This window comes from Streptomonospora mangrovi, from assembly GCF_027604915.1.
Classification (GTDB): Bacteria; Actinomycetota; Actinomycetes; order Streptosporangiales; family Streptosporangiaceae; genus Streptomonospora; species Streptomonospora mangrovi.
This window is the reverse complement of sequence record NZ_JAJAQC010000001.1, coordinates 53,325-76,200: the sequence shown is the minus strand read 5'-3', so window position 1 is coordinate 76,200 and position 22,876 is coordinate 53,325. Positions and strand designations below refer to the sequence as shown.

General features: G+C 73.9%; 23 protein-coding genes. 12 read left to right on the top strand and 11 right to left on the bottom strand.

Features of this window, described 5'->3' with window-relative positions:
- Positions 1 to 59: 59 nt before the first annotated feature.
- A complete protein-coding gene (locus tag LG943_RS00300; protein WP_270070080.1) occupies positions 60 to 1,598 on the bottom strand; it encodes a YifB family Mg chelatase-like AAA ATPase in 1,539 nt (512 codons plus the stop codon).
- Positions 1,598 to 1,990: a YraN family protein gene (locus LG943_RS00295; protein ID WP_270070079.1), complete on the bottom strand. Its 393-nt coding sequence runs from the start codon at positions 1,988 to 1,990 to the stop codon at positions 1,598 to 1,600. Before LG943_RS00295 ends, LG943_RS00300 begins: the two co-directional genes overlap by 1 nt.
- Positions 1,991 to 2,179: 189 nt before the next feature.
- Between LG943_RS00295 and LG943_RS00290 the strand changes: the two genes are divergently transcribed.
- The 7 genes from LG943_RS00290 (at position 2,180) to LG943_RS00260 (ending at position 8,584) form a co-directional block, all read left to right on the top strand.
- Positions 2,180 to 2,716: a GNAT family N-acetyltransferase gene (locus LG943_RS00290; protein WP_270070078.1), complete on the top strand. Its 537-nt coding sequence runs from the start codon at positions 2,180 to 2,182 to the stop codon at positions 2,714 to 2,716.
- Positions 2,713 to 3,687 (top strand): LLM class flavin-dependent oxidoreductase, encoded by a 975-nt coding sequence (locus LG943_RS00285; RefSeq protein WP_270070077.1) that lies wholly within the window; start codon positions 2,713 to 2,715, stop codon positions 3,685 to 3,687. The genes LG943_RS00290 and LG943_RS00285 overlap by 4 nt, the downstream gene beginning before the upstream one ends.
- Positions 3,688 to 3,968: 281 nt before the next feature.
- A complete protein-coding gene (gene rpsB / locus LG943_RS00280) occupies positions 3,969 to 4,901 on the top strand; it encodes a 30S ribosomal protein S2 (RefSeq protein WP_270070076.1) in 933 nt (310 codons plus the stop codon).
- A 119-nt stretch (positions 4,902 to 5,020) separates the two neighbouring features.
- Positions 5,021 to 5,857, top strand: a complete 837-nt coding sequence (gene tsf / locus LG943_RS00275; protein ID WP_270070075.1) for a translation elongation factor Ts — start codon at positions 5,021 to 5,023, stop codon at positions 5,855 to 5,857.
- A gap of 179 nt (positions 5,858 to 6,036) precedes the next feature.
- Positions 6,037 to 6,762, top strand: coding sequence for a UMP kinase (gene pyrH, locus LG943_RS00270; protein ID WP_270070182.1), 726 nt, complete (start codon positions 6,037 to 6,039; stop codon positions 6,760 to 6,762).
- A gap of 47 nt (positions 6,763 to 6,809) precedes the next feature.
- The gene (gene frr, locus LG943_RS00265) at positions 6,810 to 7,367 is read left to right on the top strand and encodes a ribosome recycling factor (RefSeq protein ID WP_270070074.1); all 558 of its coding nucleotides are present in this window, start codon (positions 6,810 to 6,812) and stop codon (positions 7,365 to 7,367) included.
- Positions 7,368 to 7,750: 383 nt separating this feature from the next.
- Complete coding sequence (locus LG943_RS00260) at positions 7,751 to 8,584, top strand: phosphatidate cytidylyltransferase (RefSeq protein ID WP_270070181.1); 834 nt, start codon at positions 7,751 to 7,753, stop codon at positions 8,582 to 8,584.
- 7 nt (positions 8,585 to 8,591) lie between these two features.
- On the opposite strand, the gene LG943_RS00255 is transcribed toward LG943_RS00260, so the two are convergent.
- A complete protein-coding gene (locus LG943_RS00255; protein WP_270070073.1) occupies positions 8,592 to 9,815 on the bottom strand; it encodes an MFS transporter in 1,224 nt (407 codons plus the stop codon).
- Positions 9,812 to 10,414, bottom strand: coding sequence for a winged helix-turn-helix domain-containing protein (locus LG943_RS00250; RefSeq protein ID WP_270070072.1), 603 nt, complete (start codon positions 10,412 to 10,414; stop codon positions 9,812 to 9,814). Before LG943_RS00250 ends, LG943_RS00255 begins: the two co-directional genes overlap by 4 nt.
- Before the next feature lie 194 nt (positions 10,415 to 10,608).
- Between LG943_RS00250 and LG943_RS00245 the strand changes: the two genes are divergently transcribed.
- Positions 10,609 to 10,878: a hypothetical protein gene (locus LG943_RS00245; protein WP_270070071.1), complete on the top strand. Its 270-nt coding sequence runs from the start codon at positions 10,609 to 10,611 to the stop codon at positions 10,876 to 10,878.
- A gap of 11 nt (positions 10,879 to 10,889) precedes the next feature.
- Here the strand turns inward: LG943_RS00245 and LG943_RS00240 are convergent, their stop codons facing one another.
- On the bottom strand, positions 10,890 to 11,975 hold the full coding sequence (locus LG943_RS00240; protein ID WP_270070070.1) for a suppressor of fused domain protein: 1,086 nt from the start codon (positions 11,973 to 11,975) through the stop codon (positions 10,890 to 10,892).
- 192 nt (positions 11,976 to 12,167) lie between these two features.
- Here LG943_RS00240 and rlmN point away from each other — a divergent pair, with 192 nt between their 5' ends.
- Entirely contained in the window at positions 12,168 to 13,265 is a 1,098-nt protein-coding gene (gene rlmN / locus LG943_RS00235) for a 23S rRNA (adenine(2503)-C(2))-methyltransferase RlmN (RefSeq protein ID WP_270070069.1), read from the top strand.
- An 83-nt stretch (positions 13,266 to 13,348) separates the two neighbouring features.
- Positions 13,349 to 13,813, top strand: a complete 465-nt coding sequence (locus LG943_RS00230; RefSeq protein WP_270070180.1) for a VTT domain-containing protein — start codon at positions 13,349 to 13,351, stop codon at positions 13,811 to 13,813.
- 18 nt (positions 13,814 to 13,831) lie between these two features.
- On the opposite strand, the gene LG943_RS00225 is transcribed toward LG943_RS00230, so the two are convergent.
- Positions 13,832 to 14,329, bottom strand: a complete 498-nt coding sequence (locus tag LG943_RS00225) for an Lrp/AsnC family transcriptional regulator (protein WP_270070068.1) — start codon at positions 14,327 to 14,329, stop codon at positions 13,832 to 13,834.
- Between the two features lie 163 nt (positions 14,330 to 14,492).
- Positions 14,493 to 16,112, bottom strand: coding sequence for a PucR family transcriptional regulator (locus LG943_RS00220; RefSeq protein ID WP_270070067.1), 1,620 nt, complete (start codon positions 16,110 to 16,112; stop codon positions 14,493 to 14,495).
- A gap of 206 nt (positions 16,113 to 16,318) precedes the next feature.
- Between LG943_RS00220 and LG943_RS00215 the strand changes: the two genes are divergently transcribed.
- Both LG943_RS00215 and LG943_RS00210 read left to right on the top strand, forming a co-directional pair.
- Complete coding sequence (locus LG943_RS00215; protein WP_270070066.1) at positions 16,319 to 17,611, top strand: aspartate aminotransferase family protein; 1,293 nt, start codon at positions 16,319 to 16,321, stop codon at positions 17,609 to 17,611.
- Between the two features lie 32 nt (positions 17,612 to 17,643).
- Positions 17,644 to 19,146: a CoA-acylating methylmalonate-semialdehyde dehydrogenase gene (locus tag LG943_RS00210; protein WP_270070065.1), complete on the top strand. Its 1,503-nt coding sequence runs from the start codon at positions 17,644 to 17,646 to the stop codon at positions 19,144 to 19,146.
- Between the two features lie 395 nt (positions 19,147 to 19,541).
- On the opposite strand, the gene LG943_RS00205 is transcribed toward LG943_RS00210, so the two are convergent.
- From LG943_RS00205 to LG943_RS00190, 4 genes are all read right to left on the bottom strand, one after another.
- Complete coding sequence (locus LG943_RS00205; protein WP_408648514.1) at positions 19,542 to 19,721, bottom strand: hypothetical protein; 180 nt, start codon at positions 19,719 to 19,721, stop codon at positions 19,542 to 19,544.
- 295 nt (positions 19,722 to 20,016) lie between these two features.
- Complete coding sequence (locus tag LG943_RS00200) at positions 20,017 to 20,817, bottom strand: carbon-nitrogen hydrolase family protein (protein WP_270070064.1); 801 nt, start codon at positions 20,815 to 20,817, stop codon at positions 20,017 to 20,019.
- A 197-nt stretch (positions 20,818 to 21,014) separates the two neighbouring features.
- The gene (locus tag LG943_RS00195; protein WP_270070063.1) at positions 21,015 to 21,644 is read right to left on the bottom strand and encodes a phospholipase; all 630 of its coding nucleotides are present in this window, start codon (positions 21,642 to 21,644) and stop codon (positions 21,015 to 21,017) included.
- A 230-nt stretch (positions 21,645 to 21,874) separates the two neighbouring features.
- Positions 21,875 to 22,624 carry a hypothetical protein gene (locus LG943_RS00190; protein WP_270070062.1) on the bottom strand — a complete coding sequence of 250 codons (750 nt, stop codon included), beginning with the start codon at positions 22,622 to 22,624 and terminating at the stop codon, positions 21,875 to 21,877.
- Positions 22,625 to 22,876: the final 252 nt, after the last annotated feature.

The window sequence follows — 22,876 nt, the reverse complement described above, 5'->3', positions numbered from 1 at the left end:
CCCGGGGGCGGGGACGGAAGCGGCTTTAACAGGGGGAGGGCCGGTAGGGGAGTCGTGAGTCATTGGGCGCGTCCTGACCAGAGGGCGTAGGCGAAGGCCGTGTCCTCGACGGCGGGGTGGGGGCGGCCGGCGAGGTCGGCCAGGGTCCAGGCCACGCGCAGGGTCCGGTCGACCCCTCGGGCGCTGATGTCGCCGCGTTCCATGGCCGCGGCGAGAATGCTCAGCGCGGGTGGCGCGACGGGGAAGTGGCGGCGGAGTTCGGCGCCGGGGATCTCGGCGTTGGTGGACCACGGGGTGCCCGCGAGGCGGTGGGCGGCGCGTTCGCGGGCCTGCGTCACGCGCGCGGCGACCGTGGCCGAGGACTCGGCGTAGGGGCGGTCGGCGAGGAGTTCGGCGTGGGCGACTGGCTGGAGTTCGACCTTGAGGTCGACCCGGTCGACCAGCGGTCCCGACAGCCGGGCGAGGTAGCGGCGCCGCTGGGTCGACGAGCAGGTGCAGGCGGGGCCGGACTTGCCGCACGGGCACGGGTTGGCCGCCATGATCAGCAGGAACCGGGCGGGGAAGCAGACCGACGACGCCGAGCGGGCGATCACGACCTCGCCGGTCTCCAGCGGCTGGCGCAGGGAGTCCAGCACCCCGCGCGCGAACTCCGGAGCCTCGTCCAAAAACAGCGCGCCCCGGTGCGCCAGCGACACGCACCCCGGCCGCAGCCGGGTGCTGCCGCCGCCCACGATCGCGGCGCGGGTGGCGGTGTGGTGGGGCGCGCAGAACGGCGGCTCCACGATCAGGGGGGACCCCTTGGGCAGGGTGCCCGCCACCGAGTGCACGGCGGTGACCTCGATGGAGTCCTCGGCGGTCAGGCGCGGCAGGATCGTGGGCAGCCGCTCGGCCAGCAGGCTCTTGCCGGTGCCGGGCGGCCCCACCATCATCAGGTGGTGTGCCCCGGCCGCCGCGATCTCCAGCGCGCGCCGCGCCACCGGCTGGCCCAGGACGTCGGCGAGGTCGGGCCTGCGGCGGCGGTCCCGCTCGGCGGGCGCGGGGTCCTCGGGGTCGGCGGGGTCGCCGAACAGTTCCTGGTCGATGGGCTCGCCGCGCAGGTGCGCCAGCAGTTCGCCCAGTGAGGCCACCGACACCACCGTGATGCCGGGGACCAGCGCGGCCTCCTTGGCGTTGCCCCGGGAGACCACGAAGGTGGTGTGGCCCGAGCGCACACCCGCCAGCACGGCGGGCAGCACGCCCTGGACGGCGCGGGTGCGGCCGTCCAGGCCGAGTTCGGCGAGGACCACGGCGGGATGCAGCGTGCTGGGCGGCACCGCCCCGGCGGCCGCGAGCACGGCCGCCGCGATGGCGAGGTCGAAGCCGCTGCCCCGCTTGGGCAGGCTCGCCGGGGACAGGCTGACGGTGATGTGGCCCTCGGGCCAGCACTCACCGGAGTTGACGACGGCGGCCCGGATGCGGTCGCGCGCCTCGCGCAGGGCGGTGTCGGGCAGACCCACCAGGGTGAGCCCGGCGGGTCCTTCGCCCAGGTGCGCCTCGACCTCGATGACGTGGCCCTCGACGCCCAGCAGGGCCATGGAGCGGGTGCGCGCCAGTGCCATCAGGCCACCCCCCGGTGGTGGCGGACGAAGATCCGGCCGCCGGGCGGGAGCAGGACCGAGACGACGTCCACGCGGGTGCGGACGCCCCAGGCCCGGTGTTCGGCCTGCCAGCGGTGCGCCAGCCGCCGCAGCCGCCGGTGCTTGGATTCGGTGACGGCCTCCAGCGGCCAGCCGAACCGCAGGCTGGTGCGGGTCTTGACCTCGGCGACGACCAGGACGGCGCCCTCGCCCGCGACGATGTCGAGTTCGCCCTCGGGGCAGCGCCAGTTGCGGGCCAGGACCCGCATGCCCGCCCGCCGCAGGTAGGCCGACGCGACCTCCTCGCCCCGGGCACCGAGCGCGGCCCGGCGCGCCCCCGGCCCGCGCAGGGGCGGGCCGTTCCTAGCGACCATGGTGGATCACCTCCACACCCCACCGTGCTCGCCCGACCCACACGGCCGCGACCCGAATCCGCCACCTGTGGAAAACCCGCCGGGCCCATCCCTGGCGCGCGGATCGCACGCCCCGGGCGTCACCGGCCCGACCGGTAACGCCCGGGCGCGGGTGGTGCGGGAAGCGGGGGTGGGGGACAATTCGGGGTTGTGCCCAGTGCTGACACCAGGTGGGGTGTCGTGGCCGCCGATGTCTCGGGGCCTGACGCCGCTGCCGTCCTCCGCGACTACTACGTCGACATCGTCTCCCGCTACCACGGGCGTCCGGCCGCCCGCGACGAGGTCGACGCCGCGTTGCGGGACGAGCCCAGCGGGGATCTCGCGCCGCCGACCGGGGTGTTCCTGCTCGGGTGGGTCGGCGGGCGCGTCGGCGGATGCGTGGGGCTGCGCTGGGTGGGCGGAGGCGTCGCCGAGTTGACGCGGCTGTTCGTCCGGCCCCGGGCGCGGGGAACCGGCGGCGGAGGCGCGCTGCTGGCCGCCGCCGAGCGGGCCGCGCGCGAAGCCGGGGCGGCCGAGATCCGGCTCGACACCCGGCACGACCTCGTGGAGGCGCGCCGCCTGTACGCGCGGCGCGGCTACGCCGAGGTGCCCGCCTTCAGCAGCGGCCCCTACAGCGACCACTGGTTCGCCAAGCGGTTGGCCGATCCCGTACCCGACCCCGCTCCCCAGCACGAGGAGGCGCCGTGAACCGGCTCCGCCTGGGCTTCCAGATCCCCTGCCGGCTCCCCGCCTCCCGCATCGCCGCTCTGGCGCGGCGGGTCGAGGAGGCCGGGTTCGACGAGCTGTGGCTGGTCGAGGACTGCTTCTTCGCCGGGGGGATCGCCGCCTCGGCGACCGCGCTGGCCGCCACCGAGCGCATCGGCGTGGGCATCGGCATCCTGCCCGCCGTGGCGCGCAACGCCGCCTTCACCGCCATGGAGGTCGCCGCCCTCGCCGAGGCCCACCCCGGCCGCTTCACCGCCGGCCTGGGCCACGGCATGCGCGACTGGATGCGCCAGATCGGCGCCGCGCCCGCCTCACCGCTCACCGCGCTGGCCGAGCACCTCGACGCCGTCCGCCGCCTGCTCGCCGGCGAGACCGTGACCACCCAAGGCCGCTACGTCCGCCTCGACGGCGTGCGCCTGGAGTTCCCGCCCGAGCCGCCGCCGCCCGTGGTCGCCGGGGTCCGCGGCCCGCGCTCGCTGGAGGTCTCCGGCCGCCACGCCGACGGCACCGTGCTGGCCGAGCCGGTCACGCCCGCCTACCTGGCCTCGGCGCGCGCCTCCATCGCGCGCGGCCGGGTGGGGCGGGAGAGCCCCCACACCATCACCGCCTACACGCTCTTCCACGCCGACGACGACCTCGGCCGCGCCCGCGACGCCCTGCGCCCCGCCCTGGCCGGCCCCGTCGCCGACCCCGCGTGGGCCGCCCACCTGGCCGACGTCGACCTCGGCCCCCGGCGCGCCGCCGTCGCCGCGCTGCCCCCCGCCGAGCGCGCCGCCGCGCTGCCCGCCGACTGGATCGACTGCCTCTCGGCCTGCGGCCCGCCCGAGCGCTGCCTGGAGCGCGTCCGCGAGACCGGCGCGGCGGGCGCCGACACCGTGGTGCTGTGCCCCGTGGGCGACACCGACGAGCAGTTGGCGCGCGCTGCGGCCCTGCCCGCCCTGCTGGCACGCTGACGCGGCCGGCCCGGCGGGCGGGCTGCGGTCCTTGGCAGGTCCTTGACAGCGCCGGGCGCCCGCGGCTAGGGCGCCGCGACGTCGGGAGGGCGGCTAGAATTCCTAGAGGCTCGTTTCGAGCCGACCACTACGCACGCCCACATGCCTCCTCGCGCAGGAGGGGTCGCTCTCACGGTCCGCGCCGCTACAGGCGGTGCGGCGGAGTGATCGGGGCGTCAGGAACAACCGAGGTGCGGGGGACGGAAGACCCCCCGTGCCGCCCCTACGAGGAGGACCGAGTCATGGCCACTGTCGTGACCATCCGGCAGCTGCTGGAAAGCGGTGTGCACTTCGGGCACCAGACCCGCCGCTGGAACCCGAAGATGAAGCGCTTCATCCTGACCGAGCGCAACGGCACCTACATCATCGACCTCCAGAAGTCGCTGGCCTACATCGACCGCGCCTACGAGTTCGTCAAGGAGACGGTGGCCCACGGCGGCACCATCCTCTTCGTCGGCACCAAGAAGCAGGCGCAGGCGGCCATCGACGAGCAGGCGCGCCGGGTGGGGATGCCGTTCGTCAACCAGCGCTGGCTGGGCGGCATGCTGACCAACTTCTCCACCGTGCACAAGCGGCTCCAGCGCCTCAAGGAGCTGGAGGAGATCGACTTCGACGACGTCGCCGCCTCCGGCCTCACCAAGAAGGAGCTGCTCGGGCTGCGCCGCGAGAAGGAGAAGCTGGAGCGCACCCTCGGCGGTATCCGCGACATGTCCCGCGTGCCCAGCGCGGTGTGGATCGTGGACACCAAGAAGGAGCACATCGCGATCAGCGAGGCCCGCAAGCTCAACATCCCGGTCGTGGCCATCCTCGACACCAACTGCGACCCCGACGAGGTCGACTACCCGATCCCGGGCAACGACGACGCCATCCGCAGCGTCAGCCTGCTGACCCGCGTGATCGCCGACGCCGTCGCCGACGGTCTCCTCGCCCGCTCCGGTGCCTCGGCCTCCGCCGACACCGAGAAGACCGGCGACGAGCCGCTGCCCGAGTGGGAGCGGGAGCTGCTGGAGAGCACCTCCACCGAGGCCGCCCCGGCGCCCGCCGAGACCGCGGAGACCGCCGAGGCCCCCGCGTCCGACGCCGCCGCCGAGGCCCCGGCCGAGCCGGCCGCCGCCGAGGCCGAGTCGGCTCCGGCCGAGGCCGCCGCCGAGTCCGAGGGCGGCAAGGAGTCCTGAGGCCCTCAGGCCGACCGCCGGCTCCCCGCGCCAGCGCGCGGGGAGCCGCTGCGGGCCGCGCCCGCGGCCCGCGACCCCGTGAGACCCGCCGACCCACACAAGGGGATTAGAGAACAGCTATGGCGAACTACACCGCCGCTGACGTCAAGAAGCTGCGCGACCTGACCGGCGCCGGCATGATGGCCTGCAAGAAGGCCCTGGAGCAGAGCGACGGCGACTTCGACAAGGCCGTCGAGTTCCTGCGGGTGAAGGGCGCGAAGGACGTCGGCAAGCGCGCCGAGCGCACCACCAGCAACGGCCTCATCGCCCTCAAGCAGGACTCCGACACCTCGGCCGTGCTCATCGAGCTGAGCTGCGAGACCGACTTCGTCGCCAAGAACGAGCAGTTCCAGAGCCTGGCCGCCGACATCGCCGACCTCGTCGCGCGCACCGACGCCGCCGACACCCCGGCGCTGCTGGCCACCGAGTTCATCGACGGCAAGACCGTGCAGGCCGTCATCGAGGAGCGCAGCGCCGTCATCGGCGAGAAGCTGGAGCTGCGCCGCTTCGCCAAGGTCGAGGGCGGCTACGTCGCCAGCTACCTGCACAAGTCCGACCCCGACCTGCCCCCGACCATGGGCGTGCTGGTCGAGCTGGACCAGGCCAACGCCGAGGTCGGCCGGGACCTCGCCCAGCAGATCGCCGCGCTCGCGCCGACCTACGTCAGCAAGGACGACGTCCCCGAGGACATCGTCGCCAACGAGCGCCGCATCGCCGAGGCCACCGCCCGCGAGGAGGGCAAGCCGGAGCAGGCCCTGCCCAAGATCATCGAGGGCCGCGTCAACGGGTTCTTCAAGGACACCACCCTGCTGGGGCAGCCGTTCGTGAAGGACAACAAGAAGACCATCCAGAAGGTCGTCGACGAGGCCGGGGTCACCGTCCGCCGCTTCGTCCGCTTCAAGGTCGGGCAGTCCTAGCCGTTTGACATGATGGAGGTGTCGGGGTGTCCCACCCCGGCACCTTCGGTGGATCAGGCGGGGCCTGCCCGGTGCAGCATCGGCCGCCCCGCGCCGCGTTACCACTCGGGGGAACCAGAAGGAGGCCGAGCGCCGTGTCGGAGACCGAAGGCCATGCCGCCGCGCAGGCCGCCCCAGCCATGCACGACTCTGGCTGGCGGCGCGTCGTACTGAAGCTGTCGGGCGAGGCGTTCGCCGGCGGCGACGAACTCGGCATCGACGCCGCGGTCGTGGAGTACCTGGCGGAGTCGATCGCGGCGGTGGTGTCGGAGGGCATCCAGGTCGCCGTCGTCGTCGGCGGGGGCAACATGTTCCGCGGCGCCGACATGTCCGAGCGCGGCATGGAGCGGGGCCGCGCCGACTACATGGGCATGCTCGGCACCGTCATCAACTGCCTGGCCCTCCAGGACTTCCTGGAGCGCCAGGGGGTCGAGACCCGCGTGCAGACCGCCATCCACATGAGCCAGGTCGCCGAGGCCTACATCCCGCGCCGCGCCATCCGGCACCTGGAGAAGGGCCGCGTGGTCATCTTCGGAGCCGGGCTCGGCGCGCCGTTCTTCTCGACCGACACCGCCGCCGCCCAGCGCGCCCTGGAGATCGAGGCCCAGGCGGTCCTCAAGGGCACCCAGGTCGACGGCGTCTACGACTCCGACCCCCACCGCAACGCGGGGGCGGTCAAGTTCGACCGGCTCGACTACAACGAGGTGCTCACCCGCGGCCTGAAGGTCATGGACGCCACCGCGGTCAGCCTGTGCATGGACAACGGCCTGCCGATCGTGGTGTTCGACCTGATGGGCAAGGGCAACATCGTCCGCGCGGTGCGCGGCGAGAAGATCGGCACCATCGTGGGCCGGGCCGACGGCTGAGGCACGCGCAGACCTCCGACAGATCGAAGCGACACACGGGAGCCCCAATGATCGAAGAGACCCTCCTCGAGGCCGAGGAGAAGATGGAGAAGGCCGTGGTGGTCGCCAAGGAGGACTTCGCCGCGATCCGCACGGGCCGTCCCGGTCCCGCCACCTTCAACAAGATCACGGCCGAGTACTACGGCGCCCCCACCCCGATCAACCAGCTCGCGTCGTTCTCCGTGCCCGAGCCGCGCATGGTGGTCGTCTCCCCGTTCGACAAGAACTCCCTGTCGGCCGTTGAGAAGGCCATCCGCGAGAGCGACCTCGGCGTGAACCCGGCCAACGACGGCAACATCATCCGCGTGGTGTTCCCCGACCTGTCCGAGGAGCGCCGCAAGGAGTACGCCAAGCTCGCGCGCGGCAAGGCCGAGGACGCCCGCGTGTCCGTCCGCAACGTCCGCCGCCACGCCAAGGACGCCATCGACAAGGCCGTCAAGGGCGGCGACATCGGCGAGGACGAGGGCCACCGCGCCCAGGACGAGCTGGACGAGCTGACCCAGAAGTACGTCGCCCAGATCGACGAGCTGCTGAAGCACAAGGAATCCGAACTGCTTGAGGTCTAGCGCCAGTGACGTTCATCGAGCCCGGATCCGAGCAGGACGACGACAGAGGCGGGACCGGCCCCGTGCCGCCGGCCGACTCCGGTGCGGCCGCTGACCCCGGCGCCGCCGGGCCGGCCCGCCCGGCGCCGCCCTCGGTGAACGGCTCCGCGCCCGGCGCCGCCGCGGGCGGCTCGGGGTACGGCGCCGCGCCCTCGGGCGGCGCGCCCGAGGAACCCGGCGAGGACACCCCCGCCGGCCCTCCGCCGCCCACCGGCTCGGCCGTACCCGAGCCGTCCGAACCGCCCGCGTCCGCGCCGCCCGAGCAGTCCGGGTCCGCCGGATCCGCGCCCGCCGCCCACGCCGGGCCGGGCGCCGGTCCGGCGCGCCCCGAGAACCGGCGGTTCGTGCTGCACAAGCCCGACGGCCAGCCGGTGCGCACCGGCCGCAACCTGCCGGTGGCCATCGCCAGCGGTGTGGCGCTGGGCGCGCTGGTGCTGCTGTCGATCTACCCCTACTCCGCGGGCTTCGTCGCCATCACCTCGGCGGCCGTGCTGATCGGGCTGCGCGAGATCAACCGCGGCCTGGTCTCCACCGGCGGCCGGCTGGCGCTGCCGCCGCTGGCGGCGGGCGGCGTGGCCATGCAGGTGTGCGCCTACTTCGGCGGCCCCGAGTGGCTGGTGGGCGCCACCGCGCTCACCGCGATCGCCGCGCTGTCGTGGCGGCTGCGGGCCGGGTCGCAGGGCTATGTCCGCGACGCCGGCGCCAACCTGTTCACCCTGGTGTACCTGCCGTTCCTGCTGGGCACCTGGCAGTTGCTGATCGCCACACCCGACGACGGCCCCGAGCGGCTGATCGCGTTCATCCTCGTCACCATCTCCAGCGACATCGGCGGCTACTTCGCCGGCATCCTCATCGGCCGGCACAGGATGGCGCCGGTCATCAGCCCCAACAAGACCTGGGAGGGGTTCGGCGGCTCGGTGCTGGCGTGCATGCTCGTGGGCGCGCTGACCGTGGTGTTCATGCTGGACGGCCCGGTGTGGGCGGGCGCGGTGCTGGGCCTGGCGGTGGTGCTGGCCGCCACCGTGGGCGACCTGATCGAGTCCATGTTCAAGCGCGACCTGGGGGTCAAGGACATGGGCCGGTTCATGCCGGGCCACGGCGGCCTGCTGGACCGGGTCGACTCCCTGCTGATCGCCGGCCCGGTCGCCTGGGTGGTGCTGTCGCTGCTGGTGGCCTGAGGGCTCGTCACTCGTCCTGGCGCACCTCCAGCGTGCGCACCCCCCGCGAGGCCAGCACGCCGAGTGTGGCCAGCAGGATGAGCGCGGCCCCGCCCGCCAGGGTGGTGCGGGTGCCCAGCAGCGCCGCCAGCGGGCCGGCCAGCGCCTCGCCGATGGGCAGGGCCACGAACGACCCCAGCGCGTCGTAGGAGTACACCCGCGCCAGGCGGTCGGGCGGGATGTTCTGCTGGAGCGACACCTCCCAGGCCACGCCGAACTGCTCCAGCGCCACCCCGGTGAGGAACATGGCCCCCAGCAGGAACGGCACCGAGGGGGCATAGCCCAGCGTCAGCAGCGGCAGGGCGTCCACGGCGGTGAGCGCGACACCGAACAGCAGCGCCCGGCGCGGCTGCCAGCGCGCCGCCAGCACCCCGCCGAGCAGCGCGCCCGCCGTCTCGGCGCTGAGCACCAGGCCCCACAGCCCGCGCCCGATCGTCTCGTCGGCCACGCCGGCGCCCAGCACCTTCACCCCGCCGGCGAACACCGCGTTGACCACCATGAACTGGAGTACCACCGACCACACCCAGGGCCGCGAGGCGAACTCCGACCAGCCCTCGGCGAGGTCGCGCAGCGGGTGGGCGTGGTCGGTGCGGCGCGGCACCACCACGCGCACGGCGGCGAAGGCCAGGCCCGCCGCGGCGAAGACGGCCGCGCCGCCGGCCAGCGTCCATGCGGGGCCGGCCAGGCTCACCGCGCCGCCGCCGACCGACATGCCCATGGCCATGCCGAGCATCATGCCCATGCGGGCCAGGGCGTTGGCCGGGCGCAGCAGGGCGGCCGGGACGGTGTGGGGGATCAGCGACACGGCGGCGGGCAGGCCCACGGCCGACACGGCGCCGTTGACCAGGCTGAGCGCGGCCAGCAGCGGCACCGACGCCGCGCCGGTGAGCACGCCGGCGGCGATGGCGCCCTGGGACAGCGCGGCCAGCGCGCACGCGCCCTGGAGCACGGCCTGGCGCGGCAGCCGGTCGGCCAGCACCCCGCCGGCCAGGGCGAACACCACCAGGGCGGCCGATCGGGCGCCCAGGACCACGCCGAGGTCCACCAGCGAGCCGGTGAGGTCGAGCACCGCGAAGGTCAGGCCGACGGTGGCCAGGCCGTTGCCGAAGTACATCAGGGCGCGGCCGGCGGCCAGGCCGCGGAAGTCGCGGTGGGCCAGCACGGGGCGCAGGCCGGCGGGTGCGGTGGTCACGGGGCGTCCTCGCTGCCCGGGGGGCCGGCCCCGGGTGCGCCGGGGTCGTCGCCTTCCTCAGCGGACTCCGCCAGCTGGAACAGCAGCAGGGACGCGCTGAGGTGAACCGTCCCGGGGGTGCGGGGCGGGCGAGCGGCCTGGTGGACGCGGGTGCCCACGGCGTCGAACGCCGCGCGCAGGTCGGCCCACGCGGAGGCGTCGATCCACACCTCGGCGTCGGTGAAGTGGCCGGGGACACCGGTGCTGCGGCGGTCGGTGCGCCGGTGGAGTTCGGCGGCCAGCGCCTCGACCAGCAACCGGTGCTCGGCGCGGGTGGCCGGGGGAGCCCCGGCCGTGGCCGCCGGGCCGCTGTCGGCGTTGTGGCGGTAGCGCCGCGCGCGGCCGCCCGAGACGCTGACCTCCTCGGCGAGTTCGAGCAGGCCGCCCTGGTGCAGGCGGCGCATGTGGTAGCTGACGTTGGCCTGGGTCTCGCCGAGTTCGCGGGCGGCCTCGGCCGCGCTCATGGCGGTGCCGGTGAGCAGCGACAGCAGGCGCAGCCGCAGCGGGTGGGCGAACAGCCGCAGGCCGCGCAGCGAGGGGTCGGGGGGGTCCTGGGTCACGGGCGCCAACCTACGGCGCCGGCACGCCGACCGTCAAACAGTTGTTTGGGGGTTGGGTGCGGTACGTGCCCGGACGGGGGCGCCGAGTGGTTGTCCACAGATTGCCGCGAGCGGCGGACCCGGGCACCGCCCGCCTGGCACGCTGGAACCCGATGGTCGGGCACCACCGCCCACGGAGTCCAAGGAGGACACGCATGGAGTCCTGGCCCCCGCGCGACACCCTCGGCCGCATCCTCATGGACCTGGCCGGACTGAAGATCATCGAGTACCACAGCATCGAGGACACCCCCGACGGCCGCCTCCACCACATCACCACGGCCCACGGCTACGAGGTCGCCCTCACCGACGGCGACATCACCCCCTTCGCCCTGGGCGCCGGCGCCGCGGAGTTCAACCTCACCCACACCTACAACGCCGCCTCCGACGTCATCGACGAAGCGGTCTCCCGGCGGTGGCGGCGGTGACCGCCCCGGGGTCAGCCCAGGATCCAGCTGCGGCCCTCGGCCGCGAGCTTGTCGATGAGAGTGGCGGAGTCGTGCTCCTTGGCGAACAGGTGCTCGGGGCGGGTGATCGGCACGATCCACAACCAGGTCACCGGGTCGCCGTGGAAGGTCAGGCCCGAGGTGTCGGGCGGCAGGTGGCCCGACTCCCCCGACAGGGGGGTGGGGTCGGCCACCAGCAGGACCGCCGCGTTGCCGCCGCGCATGGCGGTGTCCTCGGGGTTGTCCAGCCACTTCACGCTGTGCCCGGTGCCGAACCAGGTCACCGCCCGCCACGGGAACGCCCCGATCCAGCGGAAGATCCGGGCCGCCACGTGCGCCTGGGTGGTGGTGGCCAGCGCCAGTTCGATCCGCGCGTAGGCCGAGGTGTCGGCCATGTACCGGTCGAGCGTGGGCATGCGCTGGCCGCACATCCCCACCGTGCTCAGCACGGTGTAGGGGCGGTCCTCGGTGGGCGGGCGCTCCGACACCCGGATCAGCGGGGCGTGGCCGTCGGACACGTCCCAGTAGTGCCCGGCGGGGCCCACGGTGCGGGTGAGGTGGTTGAACACCGTGCGCTGCACGCTGCGCCAGGCGTTGGGCGCGGCCCGCCAGTCCCAGTACGCCTCGGCGTGCACCACCCGCGGCCACAGCTGCGCTGCCACCGGGTCCAGCGCCCAGGCGTAGGGCGATCTGCCGATCGCCTCGCGCGCGTAGCCGGGCAGGCCGCTGTCGGCCTCGGCCCAGCCCGGGATGATCGCCAGCAGGCCGTCGTCGTCCAGCAGCGCCACGCCGTCGCCCTCCTCGAACCACACCGCCCGCAGGCTGTCCTCGGCGAACGGCGCGCGGCCCTGGGGGTGCTTGGTGTGGGCGGCGGGCATCAGCGGCGCCTGGCCGCGGTAGAGCCCTTCGGGGTCGCTGGTGTCGGGGGCCATCTCGTGGTTGGCCAGCCACACCGGCACCCGGATGGTGCCGCGGGCGTCGAGCAGGTAGGCGGCCGTGGTCCGCGTGTCGTACTCCACGACGACTCGGCGGCTGCGGTACGGGCTGAACTGGTCGAGGAGTACGCGCGCTCCTGCCACCGGCCCTCCTTGTCGGCTGGTCGAACGACTCGTCTGCGGACGGCGCCGCCCCAGCGCCGCATAGTATGAACCGTAGTGCCCCACGGGGCGGCACCACGGCGTCCGCCGCATTGGCCGTTTAGGCCCCTAAAGTACCGCGCATCGCCGCTCCCGTCGCCGGTTCCGCCCGCTCCCTTCTGTCCTTGGATACCGATGCCTGCCGAGCTCACCTTCGTCGCACCCCGCAGGGCCCAGCCGCCCCGGCACCTCGCCGACCTCAGCCCCGAGCAGCGCCGCGCGGCGGTCGCCGAGCTGGGCGAGCCGCCCTTCCGCGCCAAGCAGCTCGCGCAGCACTACTTCGGCCGCCTGGAGTCCGACACCGCGGCCATGACCGACCTCCCGGCCGGCGCCCGCGAGCGCCTGGGCGAGGCGCTGCTGCCGCCGCTGCTCACCCCCGTGCGCCACATCACCTGCGACGACGGCATGACCCGCAAGACCCTGTGGCGCGCCTTCGACGGCGTGCTGTTCGAGTCGGTGCTCATGCGCTACCCCGACCGCGTCACCCTGTGCGTGTCCTCCCAGGCCGGCTGCGGCATGAACTGCCCCTTCTGCGCCACCGGCCAGAACGGCCTCACCCGCAACCTCTCCACCGGCGAGATCGTCGACCAGGTGGTGTCGGTGGCGCGCGACCTCGCCCGCGGCGAGGTCGCCGGCGGGCCGGGCCGCATCAGCAACATCGTCTTCATGGGCATGGGCGAGCCGCTGGCCAACTACAAGCGGGTGCTGGAGTCCGTGCGGCGCATGACCGACCCCGTCCCCGGCGGCCTGGGGATCTCCCAGCGCAGCGTCACGGTCTCCACCGTCGGCCTGGTGCCGGCCATCGACAAGCTGATCGCCGAGCGCATGCAGGTGCGGCTGGCGGTGTCGCTGCACGCCCCCGACGACGACCTGCGCGACGAACTCGTGCCGGTCAACAACCGCTGGAAGGTCGCCGAGGTCCTCGACGCCGCGTGGCGCTACTCCGACACCACCGGGCGCCGGGTCTCCATCGAGTACGCTCTGATCCGCGACATCAACGACCAGGCGTGGCGGGCCGACCTCCTCGGGAGGCTGCTCAAGGGCCACCTGGTGCACGTCAACCTGATCCCGCTGAACCCCACGCCCGGCTCGAAGTGGACCGCCTCGCGGCCCGAGGACGAACGCGAGTTCGTGCGCCGCCTGGAGGCCCACGGCGTGCCGGTCACCATCCGCGACACCCGCGGCCAGGAGATCGACGGCGCGTGCGGCCAGCTGGCCGCCGCCGAGAACTAGCGCCCAGCTCCGCCGCACCGCATCACCCGGCCCGCCCGGCTCCTTCGTTCCCGGCGCAAACGGAGACCGCAGTGATCCAGTCCGTGACCGAGACCGCGCTGGCGTTCGTCATGGGGGCGGTGTCGGCGCTGTTCCCGGTCATCAACGTCGAGCTGTACCTGATGGGCATGGGCGCGCTGGGCGGCGGGGTGCTGTTCGCCATGGCGGTGGCGGCCGGAATCGGCCAGACCCTCGCCAAGGTCGTCTACTTCTACCTCGGCCGCGGCGCGCTCAACATCCCCTGGCTCAAGCGCAGGGCCGAGACCCCCTCGAAGTGGGCCGAGCGGGCGGAGCGCTGGCGCGCCAAGGCCGAGGGCCGGCCGCTGTGGACCATGGGGCTGGTGGGGGTCAGCTCGTTCTCCAGCATCCCGCCGTTCATGGTGGTGGCGGTGCTGGCCGGGACCCTGCGGATGCCGCTGCTCAGCTTCGTGGTGGTCACCTTCGTAACCCGCACGGCCCGGTTCGCGGCGCTGGTCTACGCGCCCGGCGTGGCCATGGGGCTGCTGTAGGGCCGCGCCGCCGGGCCCTCAGCGGGTCCCCCAGGCGTAGGTCTGCTTGCGCAGCTTGAGGTACAGGAACGTCTCGGTGGCGGTCACCCCGGGCACGGCGCGGATGGCGCCGAGGATCTCCAGCAGTTCGTCGTCGTCGGCGGCCACCACCTCGACCAGGACGTCGAAGGAGCCCGCGGTGATCACCACGTAGTCCACCCCGTCCAGTTCCGACACCGCGTCGGCCACGGCGGTGAGGTCGCCGTCGGAGCGCACGCCGATCATGGCCTGGCGGCTGAACCCCAGCATCATCGGGTCGGTCACGCCCACCACCTGCACCACACCGGCCTCCAGCAGCCGCTGCACCCGCTGGCGCACCGCGGCCTCCGACAGCCCCACGGCCTTGCCGATGGCGGCGTAGGAGCGGCGGCCGTCCTGCTGGAGCTGCTCGATGATGCGCTTGGCGGTGGCGTCGAGGGCGACGCCGGAGGCGGCGTGCCTCCGTCCGGCCGGTGCCGTACCACCGTGGTCGGTCACAGGGACCTCCGATGTCCGTGGGTTGACGCGAACGAATGCGTCCTGCTCGCCATTCTGCCGAATCGGTCGCGCGAGTAGGGCTGGAAAACGGAATCAAAAGTACTGCATGGTGCGGGGCGGTCCTAAAGGCGGCCGGGCGCCGGGCAGCGCCGCCCGCCACCCGCTACCCGGAGAGCCGGCCGCGCACGGAGTCCAGCGCCAGCAGGGCCACGTGCAGCGACAGGCAGGTCTCCACGGAGTCCAGGTCGGCGTCCAGCACGTGGGAGATCCGCCGCAGCCGCTCGTAGAAGGCCGGGCGCGACAGGTGGGCGGTGGACGCCGCCAGCGCCTTGTTGCGCCCGGCCTCCAGGTAGCGGCGCAGCATCTCGGTGAGGTCGCCGCCGTGGCGGGCGTCGTGGTCCAGCAGCGGACCCAGTTCGCGCTCCACGTAGGTCTGCACCCGCTCGTCGTCGCGCAGCAGGTGCAGCAGGCCGCGCAGCCGCAGGTCGGTCAGCCGGTAGAACGGCCGGCCGCCCTCGCGCGGCTCCTCGTGCGCCGCGACGTCGCCCACCTGGCGCGCCTCCAGGAACGACCGCCGCACGTCGCGCACGTCCTCGGCGGTGGAGCCCGCCGCCAGCACCGCCTCGGCGCCCACCCGCTCGCGGATGCGCCCGGCCAGCCGGTGCAGCGCGGCGTCCAGCCCGCCCGACTCGGGCTCGGCCAGCAGCACGCCCACCCGCAGGTCGTCCACCGACCCCACCAGCGCCGCCAGCCGGAGTTCGCGGCAGGCCCGCGCCACCGCCTCGGCGGTGTCGGCCAGCCGCGCCTGGGCGGCCAGCCCGGTGCCGGCCTCGCGCAGCCGCAGCACCAGCCCCACCAGGGGCCGCCCGCCCAGCGGCACGCCCACCGCGCGGGCGCGCACCAGCGCCTCCTCGGGGTCGGAGTAGGCGCGGTCGATGATCCCGGAGATGATCGTGCGGTGGGTCTGGCGCTCCAGGCTCTCCTGGTGGCGCTCCAGCAGCCGCCCCAGGGCCAGCGTGGTGGCGGCCCGCTCCAGCAGCATGGTCTGGCGCGGACTGGGCGCGGCGCCGCAGACCAGGATGAGCCGCCCCCAGTCCTGGCCGCGCGCGCCCACCGTGGTCACCAGCCACCCCGTGGGGGCGTCGTGCACCGTGCGCCCTGACGTGCGCACCGCGCGCGAGCGCGCCTCCCACGACGCCAGCAGCCGGCCGGGGTCCTCGCCGTTGAGGTCGCACACCAGGACCTGGTGCGCCAGGTTCTCCAGCACCACCGGGCAGTCCGACAACTGCGCGATCTCGCGCAGCACCCGCTGCGGCGGCGCGCCCTCCACCGACAGCTCGGTGAAGACCTCGTGCAGCCGCGCGGACTCCCGCAGCTCCGCCAGTTGCTGGTTGACCACGCGGGAGTGCACGGCCTCGGTGATCTCGACGAACCGGGCCTCGCGCTCCAGGCAGATCACCGGGATGCCGGCCGCCCGCGCCGGCTCCAGCAGCGCCGGGGGGAGCTCGGTGCGGTACTTGCGGCCCAGTTCGACCGCGATCCCCGCCACCCCGGCCGAGGCCAGGCCGTCGACGTAGCGCTGGAGCGAGGGCGGGTCGTCGGGCATGGCGATGCCGGTGGTCAGCACCAGCTCGCCGCCGCGCAGCAGGTGGGCGAGGTCGGTGACCTCGGCGATGTGCACCCAGCGGACGGTGCCGCCGAGGCGGTCGGCGCCGACGACCACGCGCGGGCGGGCGCGCTGGACGGCGGGCAGCGCCAGCACATCGGCGAGCGTCGGCAGCATCCCGCCAGTCTAGGGCGGCCGGCCGGGGCGTCCCCGGGGCCGTCCGGGAGCCCGCGAAGCGCCGCGGTGCCGCGCCCGGGGGCCGGGCCGCGCCCCGCGCGCCGGCGGCGCCGCCCGCGCGCGCCCTGACAGGGTGTCAACCACCCCGCCGCGAAACCGACACCCTGCCGCTGGCACGCGGATGCCCGGCGGGCGAGACTGGGCACATGTCGGATCTGCTCGCTCGCCACCGCGCCGTCCTGCCCTCCTGGCTGTCCCTCTACTACGACGCCCCCATCGAGATCGTCAGCGGCAAGGGGGTGCGCGTCACCGACGCCGACGGCACCACCTACCTCGACTTCTTCGCCGGCATCCTCACCAACATGCTCGGCTACGACGTCGCCGAGGTGCGCGAGGCCGTCGAGCGCCAGCTCGCCAGCGGCGTCGTGCACACCTCGACCCTCTACCTGCTGCGCGGCCAGGTCGAGCTGGCCGAGAAGATCGCCCGGCTCTCCGGTATCCCCGACGCCAAGGTGTTCTTCACCAACTCCGGAACCGAGGCCAACGAGACCGCGCTGCTGCTGGCCACCTGCGCCCGGGGCAGCGACCAGGTGCTGGCCATGCGCAACAGCTACCACGGGCGCTCCTACGGCACGGTGGCCGTGACCGGCAACCGCTCCTGGAAGAACTCCGCGCTCTCCCCGCTCAACGTGCACTACCTGCACGGCACCGACCGCGACGCCCCCGCGTTCGCGCGGCTGTCCGACGAGGAGTACGTCGCCGCCTGTGTGGCCGACCTGCGCGACGTGCTCGCCACCGCCACCGCGCCCGACGTGGCCTGCCTGATCGCCGAGCCCGTGCAGGGGGTCGGCGGGTTCACCATGCCCCCGCCCGGCCTGTTCGCCGCCTACAAGGAGGTGCTGGACGAGCACGGCATCCTGTTCGTCTCCGACGAGGTGCAGACCGGGTGGGGCCGCACCGGGGCCGCGTTCTGGGGCATCGCCGAGCACGGCGTCACCCCCGACGCCATGACCTTCGCCAAGGGCCTGGGCAACGGCTTCGCTATCGGCGGCGTGGTGGCGCGGGGCGACCTCATGGACACCCTCACCGCCAACGGGGTCTCCACCTTCGGCGGCAACCCCATCGCCACGGCCGCCGCCAACGCCACCCTGGACTACGTCCTCGACCACGACCTCCAGGCCAACGCCGCCCGGCTGGGCGCGCTGGTGCTGGAGGGCCTGCGCCCGCTGGCCGACCTGCCGGCGGTGGGCGCCGTGCGCGGCAAGGGGCTGATGTTCGCGATCGAGATGGTCGAGCCGGGCACCGGGCGGCCCGCGCCCGAGCTGGCCGCCGCCGTCCTGGAGGCCACCCGGCGCCGGGGCCTGCTCATCGGCAAGGGCGGCCTGCGCGGCAACGTGCTGCGCGTGGCGCCGCCGCTGACCGTGGGCGAGGGCGACGCGCGCGAGGCGCGCGACATCCTCGTCGACGCCGTCACCGAGGTCGACACCGCCGCCCGCTGACCCCCGCCATCCCACGCTCTGCGAGGACGCCCATGAGTACCCACGTCACCCATTGGATCGGCGGCAAGCCGCACCCCGGCGGCGCCGCCGAGCGGCGCGGCGACATCCACAACCCCGCCACCGGCGAGGTATCCGGCACCGTCGCGCTGGCGGGGCCCGACGAGGTGGACGCCGCGGTGGCCGCCGCCCGCGCCGCGTTCCCCGCCTGGCGCGACGCCTCCCTGGCCCAGCGCACCGCCGTGCTGTTCCGCTTCCGCGAACTCGTGCACCGCCACAGCGGCGAACTGGCCCGCATCATCAGCGCCGAGCACGGCAAGGTGGTCTCCGACGCCGCCGGCGAGGTCGCCCGCGGCCTGGAGGTCGTGGAGTTCGCCTGCGGGATCCCCCACCTGCTCAAGGGCGCGTTCTCGGAGAACGTGTCCACGCGGGTGGACGCCTACTCCATCCCCCAGCCGCTGGGGGTGGTCGCGGCCATCACGCCGTTCAACTTCCCGGCCATGGTGCCGATGTGGATGTTCCCCGTGGCCGTCGCCTGCGGCAACACCGTGGTCCTCAAGCCCAGCGAGAAGGACCCCTCGGCGGCGGTGCGCCTGGCCGAGCTGTGGGCCGAGGCCGGGCTGCCCGACGGCGTGTTCAACGTGGTCCACGGCGACCGCGCGGCGGTCGACGCGCTGCTGGTCCACCCCGACGTCAAGGCCGTGAGCTTCGTCGGCTCCACCCCCGTCGCCCGCCACGTCTACGCCACCGCCGCCGCCCACGGCAAGCGCGTGCAGGCGCTGGGCGGCGCCAAGAACCACATGCTGGTGCTGGCCGACGCCGACCTGGACGCCGCCGCCGACGCCGCCGTGTCGGCCGGGTACGGCTCGGCGGGGGAGCGGTGCATGGCGATCTCGGCGGTGGTGGCGGTCGAGGCGGTCGCCGACGACCTGCTGGAGCGCATCACCGAGCGGGTGCGGCGGCTGCGGGTGGGTCCCGGCGACGACGACCGCAGCGAGATGGGGCCGCTGGTGACCCGCGAGCACCGCGACCGGGTCGCCGCCTACCTGGAGGCGGGCGTGCGCGAGGGCGCCACGCTGGCGATCGACGGCCGCGTGCACCCGGTGCTGGGCGGGGGCGGCGACGGGTTCTGGCTGGGGCCCTCGCTGCTGGACCGGGTGACGCCGGACATGAGCTGCTACACCGACGAGATCTTCGGCCCGGTGCTGAGCATGCTGCGGGTGCCCGACCTCGACGCCGGGCTGCGGCTGATCAACGCCAACCCCTACGGCAACGGCACGGCGGTGTTCACCGCCGACGGCGCCGCCGCCCGCCGGTTCCAGAACGAGGTGGAGGTCGGCATGGTCGGGATCAACGTGCCGATCCCCGTGCCGATGGCCTACTACTCCTTCGGCGGGTGGAAGGACTCCCTGTTCGGCGACTCCCACATGCACGGCGTGGAGGGGGTGCGCTTCTACACCCGCACCAAGGCCGTGACGGCGCGCTGGCGGCCCGGTGCGGCGGGCCGGGTGGACCTGGGCTTCCCCTCCGGGGGCTGAACGGACCAACCGGGCTGGGCGGGCCGAACAGGCTGAAAGCGCAGAACGGACCGAAAAGGCTGAACTGCCCGAAACACGCGTGCGGCGGACCGGCCCGGCCGGTCCGCCGCACGCGGAAGGTGCCGTATACACAGGGTTTCCCCACGGGCACCGGGAGTCAGGGGTAGGGTGGAGGCCGATCCGCCGACGTGCGCGACCGCGCGCGGCGGCGGCCGCCGGCGTTTCCGGACGGCGCGCTCATTCCCCTCCTCCCCCCTTGGAGCGGGCGCGTCAGCGGGTGCGCTCCGGGTCCCAGGCCCCCCTGGACCCGGAGCGCCCCGCCCTGTTCGGCGGGGCCATCCGCACCCCTTTGCGCCGCGGCGCGCCCCCGGCCGCTCCCGCGCCCCCGTGCGCGGTCAGTGGGCGACCAGGGCGTGTTCCAGCAGGTGGCCGTTCTCGTGGCTGTCCTCGTGGCCGGCCAGGAAACCCGCGCATTCGTCGCACCCGTAGAGTTCGCCGCCCTCGGGCGAATCGCCCAGCGGGTGGCGCGGACGCGGCCAGCGGACGTGGCACACGGCGCAGGCGTCCCCCATCATCTGCGCGGTGCTCAGCGATCCTGGGTCAAAGAGGTGAATGTCGGTTGTGTCCGTATTTTTGATGTCTGATCCGCACATAATGCTCAGACCGCTCAACGTCCTTGCTCCCCCCGTGGTTTAGGACAGTGTGGCGGGCTTGTGGCTATCGGCTCTTATTGAATCAGAAACGGTCTGCAACCGGAATGGCACTGGCCGATTTTTACTACAGAGAGCCTAGGTAGAGTAACTATCCGTAGTTGTCGGCGGAATGGGGCGGGGGAAGTGTGACTGAAGACGCTGAATGTCGGAATTCTCCTTACGGCTTGGCGGTCACGGTGAACCGCCGCAGGGCCAGGGCGGGGTTTTTCGCCCGGACCTCGGTGAGCCGTTCGTCCGATATGTGCGCGACCGCAATCCCCGTCTGCTCACCCAGCGCGGCCAGCCGCACCCCCATCGGGTCGACGATCACGCTGTTTCCGGACCCGGTCGGGGCGTTCTGCCCGGCGGCCGCCACATACATCGTGTTCTCGATCGCCCGGGCGCGCACCAGGGTGGTCCAGTGGTCCTCCTTCAGCGGACCCGGCACCCACTGGGCGGCCAGCAGCAGCACCTGGGCGCCGGCGTCGGCGATGCGCCGGGTGACCTCGGGGAAGCGCAGGTCAAAGCAGGTTTGGAGGCCGAACGTCAGGCCGTCCACGGTGAAGGTGCGCGGCTCCTCGATCTCGCCGGGCTCCACCACGTCGGACTCGGTGACCCCGAACGCGTCGTAGAGGTGCAGCTTGCGGTACAGCGCCACGACCTCCCCGTCGGGCGCGACCGCCACCAGCGTGTTGCGGAACCGCTCGCCGCCGGGCACCGACTCCACCACGCCGGCCACCACCACCGCCCGCGAGGCCGCCGCGAGCCGGGCCAGTCCCGCCGCGAACGCGCCGTCGAGGGGTTCGGCCGCCGCCACGAACCGCTCGTCGGTGCGGGGCGCGGTGAACATCGCGTACTCGGGCAGCAGTACCACCCGCGCGCCCCGGTCGGCGGCCTCGGCCACCAGCCGCCCCGCCTGGGCCAGGTTGGCCAGCTTGTCCTGGCCGGGCGCGAACTGCGCGACTGCGATGTTGACCATCGGACTCCCTCACCGGTTCGGCGCCGGCCCCGGCCGCAGCCGCCCCGGCGCGCCCCGCCCAAGCGGGGGTGGCACCGATTGTGCCCGAGATCAGCCCGTTCGACCCACCCCGCCGCCCGCCCCCGCCGCGACCCCGGGATCGGGGCCGCGCGGGGCCGGGGCCGGCCGGCGGGCCGGTCCCGGCGGGGCGGAGCCGATCAGCCGGCCACGGGGTAGCGCTGGGTGAGGTCGACGTCGTTCTCGGCCTCGAACGCCGCGATCAGGGCGTTGGCCTCGGCCTGGGTGTCGGCGGCGCGCAGTTCGTCGTGGACGGCCACCAGTTCCTCGGCCTGCTGGTGGGCGCCGGCCGCGCGCAGCGCCTCGGCGGTCTGGACGCCCGAGCCGCCGAACTGGCGCACGGCGGCGTAGTAGATGTCGGCGACGCCCCGGCACAGCCAGTCGCCGTCGCAGATGCCGTAGAGGTCGTCGCGGAAGTTGTCGTCGATGCGCAGCCGGTTGTCCTCGGTGAACCGGCTCTGGAGTTCGTAGTTGCGGTAGCCGAAGTCGTGGCGCTTGCAGCCGGGGTCGAAGTCGTAGCCGATGGGCTGGTCGGGCGACCAGCTACAGGAGTCGCTGCTCCAGTCGAGCTGGTCGGCGTAGGGGGCCTGGTCGCGGACGTCGATGAACTCGGTGAGCGAGATGTCGTAGAGGTAGGTGTCGGTGACGCGCCGCAGTTCCTCGGGCGGCAGGGCGGCGGCATGGGCCGCGCCGGCGCCGGTGAGCGCGAGGGCGGCGGCGCCGGCGAGGGCGGTGGCGGCCTGGACGAGGCGTCGGACGGGAGAGCGCATGGGGGGATTCCCCTTCCGGTGCGAACGAGGTGACTACAGATAGATAGGGGAGATCACGCACCGTGCGAAAGGCTGACGCGGAAAATGCCGGGTGATGTTTGTGTAACCCCTTGGCCACGCAGCGCGCGGCCCCGGAATCGGCCGGACCGAAACCGGGGCCGCCACCACCACACAACCCGGCCCTCAAGCGGGGCCGGGCTGAGGGAAGGGGTCCGGGAGAAAGGAGCGGGCTAGAGGAGGCCGCGCTTGAAGACGCCCTCGGTGAGCGCCCGCGCCGCCTCCTGGGTGTCGCCGATGTGGCCCTCGTGCCCGGTGCGGCGCAGCAGTTCGGCGCGCAGCGCCGCCATCACCGAGTCGGCCGCCGCCGCGGCCGCCAGCGGGGCGGGCTCCAGGGCGGCCCGCCACGCCCGCAGGGTCTCCAGTCGGCCCCGCTCCACGGCCTCGCGCGTCAGCGGCAGCAGCGCGTCCACCCGCTCGTGCAGCGGCGCCTCGGAGAGCAGGTCCACGTCGACCACCAGGCCGGTGCCGGCGTCCTCGCCGCCGTCGCCCAGGTGGTGGGCCTGCCACACCCGCCCGTTGGTCTGCACCACCCACGCCACCTTGCGCTCGGCCGCGTGCAGCCGCGCCTGGCGCAGGCCGCGCGGGTCCAGTTTCGCGCCGCACGGCTTGACCTCGATGAACGCGAAGAGGTCGCCGTTCAGGGTGATCCCGTAGTCCACCGACTCGCCCTTGGTGCGGTACTCGGTGGTGAGGTCGCCGTACTTGCTGAAGTTCAGGCCGTCGCTGAGGAAGTCGGTGACCAGTAGCCGGGTGTCGCCCTCGTTGGCGTCGCGGGCCAGCAGGTCGGCCAGCGGGCCGGTGAAGCGCTCGATCGCCGCGTTCAGCCGGGCGCGCGCCGCCACCTCCCACGCCGGTGCGGTGTCGCCCTTGCGGGTGATCTCCACGGTCCTGTTGAGGATCTGGGTCGCGTCGGGGTCCATGGAAGCGCCGTCTTTCCGCTGTCGCGCGTGTGCGGCCAAGCGGGGGCCACAGGGCCCGCCGCGCCGGGGATCCGGGCCGCTCTGCGGTTCTCCGCGGTCCGGAACGATATTCCTCGGCGGGTTCCTTGGCAAAACGGGGCCGTCCGAATCCCCCCGGGCGCCGCCCGGCCGGGCCCGGCGGCGGTGTCGCGGCCGGTCCGCGCCATGATCACCCATTGACCCCGGCGGTGGGGCGTTCCTACCATCCCAGAG